General features: G+C 46.4%; 1 tRNA gene and 2 rRNA genes. All 3 read right to left on the reverse strand.

From position 1 onward, the window contains the following. Positions 1 to 15: 15 nt before the first annotated feature. A tRNA-Asp gene (locus tag O1U_RS04660) sits at positions 16 to 92 on the reverse strand. A gap of 14 nt (positions 93 to 106) precedes the next feature. Continuing rightward, positions 107 to 222, reverse strand: a 5S ribosomal RNA gene (rrf, locus tag O1U_RS04665). Positions 223 to 277: 55 nt separating this feature from the next. Further along, positions 278 to 3,183, reverse strand: a 23S ribosomal RNA gene (locus O1U_RS04670). Positions 3,184 to 3,429: the final 246 nt, after the last annotated feature.

Genomic DNA, 3,429 nt, shown 5'->3' on the forward strand with positions numbered 1-3,429 from the left:
AGAAAAAGTAATTTTTGGCGGAGTGGACGGGATTCGAACCCGCGACCCCCGGCGTGACAGGCCGGTATTCTAACCAGCTGAACTACCACTCCCTCCAAAATTATAAGCCTGGCAATGTCCTACTCTCACATGGGGAAACCCCACACTACCATTGGCGCTGCTGCGTTTCACTTCTGAGTTCGGTATGGAATCAGGTGGGTCCACAACGCTATAGTCACCAAGCTAATTCTTTTATACATTAGAAAACTGAATAAACACCAAAACTACTTAGGGTTGTATGGTTAAGCCTCACGGGTAATTAGTACAGGTTAGCTTAACATTTCACAATGCTTATACACCCTGCCTATCAACGTCCTAGTCTTGAACAACCCTTCAGGACAACATATGTGCCTGGGAAGACTAATCTTAAGGCTCGCTTCCCGCTTAGATGCTTTCAGCGGTTATCGATTCCGAACTTAGCTACCGGGCAATGCATCTGGCGATACAACCCGAACACCAGAGGTTCGTCCACTTCGGTCCTCTCGTACTAGAAGCAGCCCCTTTCAATCTTCCAACGCCCACGACAGATAGGGACCGAACTGTCTCACGACGTTCTAAACCCAGCTCGCGTACCACTTTAAATGGCGAACAGCCATACCCTTGGGACCGACTCCAGCCCCAGGATGTGATGAGCCGACATCGAGGTGCCAAACACCGCCGTCGATATGAACTCTTGGGCGGTATCAGCCTGTTATCCCCGGAGTACCTTTTATCCGTTGAGCGATGGCCCTTCCATTCAGAACCACCGGATCACTATGACCTGCTTTCGCATCTGCTCGAATTGTCATTCTCGCAGTTAAGCGGGCTTATGCCATTGCACTAACCTCACGATGTCCAACCGTGATTAGCCCACCTTCGTGCTCCTCCGTTACTCTTTAGGAGGAGACCGCCCCAGTCAAACTACCCACCAGACACTGTCCTCACCCCGGATAACGGGGCTAAGTTAGAATATCAAACATATAAGGGTGGTATTTCAAGGTCGGCTCCACCCATACTAGCGTACTGGTTTCAAAGCCTCCCACCTATCCTACACATATAAGTTCAACATTCAGTGCCAAGCTGTAGTAAAGGTTCACGGGGTCTTTCCGTCTAGCCGCGGGTATACTGCATCTTCACAGCAATTTCAATTTCACTGAGTCTCGGGTGGAGACAGCATGGCCATCATTACGCCATTCGTGCAGGTCGGAACTTACCCGACAAGGAATTTCGCTACCTTAGGACCGTTATAGTTACGGCCGCCGTTTACCGGGGCTTCGATCAAAAGCTTTGACTTTTTATAAGTCTAACCTTATCAATTAACCTTCCGGCACCGGGCAGGCGTCACACCGTATACTTCATCTTACGATTTTGCACAGTGCTGTGTTTTTAATAAACAGTTGCAGCCATCTGGTATCTGCGACTTTCAACAGCTATATTCGCAAAGAACTTCACCGTTAAAAGTGTACCTTCTCCCGAAGTTACGGTACCAATTTGCCTAGTTCCTTCACCCGAGTTCTCTCAAGCGCCTCGGTATTCTCTACCTGACCACCTGTGTCGGTTTAGAGTACGATTCTTTACAATCTGTAAGCTTAGAGGATTTTCCTGGAAGCATGGCATCAATGACTTCACTACCATAGCAGCTCGACATCATATCTCAGCGTAAAATAATCCGGATTTCCCTAAACTATTCGCCTACATATTTGAACCTGGACAACCGTCGCCAGGCACACCTAGCCTTCTCCGTCCCCCCATCGCAATTGCAAAAAGTACGGGAATATTAACCCGTTTACCATCGATTACGCCTATCGGCCTCACCTTAGGAGTCGACTTACCCTGCCCCGATTAACGTTGGACAGGAACCCTTAGTCTTCCGGCGTGAGGGTTTTTCACCCTCATTATCGTTACTCATGTCAGCATTCGCACTTCTGATACCTCCAACATGCCTTACGACATATCTTCAACAGCTTACAGAACGCTCCCCTACCCAATATAACCAGTTGGTTATATTGCCGCAGCTTCGGTTTGTAGCTTAGCCCCGTTATATCTTCCGCGCAGGCCGACTCGACTAGTGAGCTATTACGCTTTCTTTAAATGATGGCTGCTTCTAAGCCAACATCCTAGCTGTTTAAGCCTTCCCACATCGTTTCCCACTTAGCTACAAATTAGGGACCTTAGCTGGCGGTCTGGGTTGTTTCCCTTTCCACGATGGACGTTAGCACCCACCGTGTGTCTCCCGGACATTACTTACTGGTATTCGGAGTTTGCAAAGGGTTGGTAAGTCGGGATGACCCCCTAGCCTTAACAGTGCTCTACCCCCAGTAGTATTCATCCGAGGCGCTACCTAAATAGCTTTCGGGGAGAACCAGCTATCTCCAGGTTTGATTGGCCTTTCACCCCTAACCACAAGTCATCCGCTAATTTTTCAACATTAGTCGGTTCGGTCCTCCAGCTGATGTTATTCAACCTTCAACCTGCTCATGGCTAGATCACCTGGTTTCGGGTCTATATCCAGAGACTAAAATAGCCCAGTTAAGACTCGGTTTCCCTTCGGCTCCCTTATGCAGTTAACCTTGCCACTGAATATAAGTCGCTGACCCATTATACAAAAGGTACGCAGTCACACTGAATAACAGCGCTCCTACTGCTTGTATGTACACGGTTTCAGGTTCTATTTCACTCCCCTCACAGGGGTTCTTTTCACCTTTCCCTCACGGTACTAGTTCACTATCGGTCAGTCAGTAGTATTTAGCCTTGGAGGATGGTCCCCCCATATTCAAACAGGATATCACGTGTCCCGCCTTACTCGATTTCACTAATAATGTACTGTCGGTTACGGGGATATCACCCTGTATCACAGCACTTTCCAGAGCTTTCACCTAATACATTAATAGTTTAAGGGCTACTCCAATTTCGCTCGCCACTACTTTCGGAATCTCATATTGATTTCTACTCTTCGAGGTACTTAGATGTTTCAGTTCCCTCGATTTACTTCATAATGCTATATATTCACATTATGATATACACTTGCGTGTATAGGTTTCCCCATTCGGAAATCCCAGACTCAAGCGGATTTTACTTCCTTATCTAGGCTTATCGCAAGTTAATACGTCCTTCATCGCCCCTGACTGCCAAGGCATCCACCGGTGTACACTTAATTACTTAACCATACAACCCTAAAAAGTTTTAATATAACAAATAATTTATCTTTCTATTAAATTAATGCCAGGATAACTTTATTATCCTAAATTAACTAACAGAATTATCTGTCTAGTTTTCTAAATTGTTAAAGAACAGGCTTTAACTATTATTTAAATTGGTAATTTTAATCGTTTAATCATTGGTGGGCAATACTGGACTCGAACCAGTGACCCCCTGCTTGTAAGGCAGGTGCTCTACCAACTGAGCTAATCG

Origin of the sequence: Candidatus Photodesmus katoptron Akat1 (assembly GCF_000478685.1) — a bacterium.
Lineage (GTDB): Bacteria > Pseudomonadota > Gammaproteobacteria > Enterobacterales > Vibrionaceae > Vibrio > Vibrio anomalopis.